General features: G+C 56.3%; 1 protein-coding gene and 1 pseudogene. Both read right to left on the bottom strand.

Annotation, left to right across the window (positions count from 1 at the left end):
* On the bottom strand, positions 1-294 hold a 294-nt coding region (locus tag AC1D35_RS36475), incomplete at its 3' end, for a transposase (RefSeq protein ID WP_477942916.1).
* A gap of 98 nt (positions 295-392) precedes the next feature.
* A pseudogene (locus AC1D35_RS36470) lies at positions 393-518 on the bottom strand (IS6 family transposase); the annotation flags it as partial.
* Between the last annotated feature and the right edge of the window lie 337 nt (positions 519-855).

The following is an 855-nucleotide window of genomic DNA, read 5'->3' as shown; positions in this document are numbered from 1 at the left end:
ATCCAACCCCATCAATTTGAGCGCCGACACCAGCAAGCCCTCCGTCTGTCGCAGACGCAGGCCGAACACCAGCCCCAGCGTCAAGGCGGTCTCGATCGCCAGATCAGAATAGCGAGGCTGGCCGCCGCGTGTCGTCCGCTTCGGCGCCTGCCAGAACGACAGCGCTTCCGGTATTATCCAAAACGTCAGACTGCCGCGACGGCGAAGGCCGGCTTCGTATTCTGCCCAGTTCGTCACCTTGAACTTCATCTTGCCGATACGATGGCGGCGGGCGGCATTGTGTTTGAAGGGCATAGTGGTGGCACGAGATTGAGGCGATCGCAGCCGATTATCCCATCATCAATAAACGATCCGTGCACCAACGCCCCTGCGCGACCCTATCAGGCTCGACAGCCGCGCCCCAGCAGCCATTCCTTGACCAGCAGGCTCAGCAGAAACCGAAAGTACAACCGAACCGCATGGGCGATGATCTGTTGCGGGAAACGGTGACGCTTATAGCTGATAGCGGAACTCTTCATCCCACCATCTCTACCGCCACTCACTGACCGCAGGTTTACGTGACAACACCGTCTGGAAGCGTGTTCAGCGAACTTCGCGACTATCTTGAAGGCTTGGCAGCAAAACAATTCACGCCGCCCGTTTCCGTTTGCAAACTCACCATCTGACAACGCCTCGCCCGGTAAAACGATTGATAGCTTGAGAACGTCCGCAAGCCGCTGCTTCCTCCAGGAGGGAAAATCTGGGTTAATTCGATAAGAGTACGCGTATCACTCAACGTATCGTGTTATTATTAGCTGTTTCTAAATCGTAAGCTGCCGCGATCGGTTCCGATCACGACTGCGCGCGGTTTACGAA

The organism is Rhizobium sp. P1_E6 (assembly GCF_056405875.1).
This window is presented reverse-complemented; position numbering and strand designations above follow the sequence as displayed.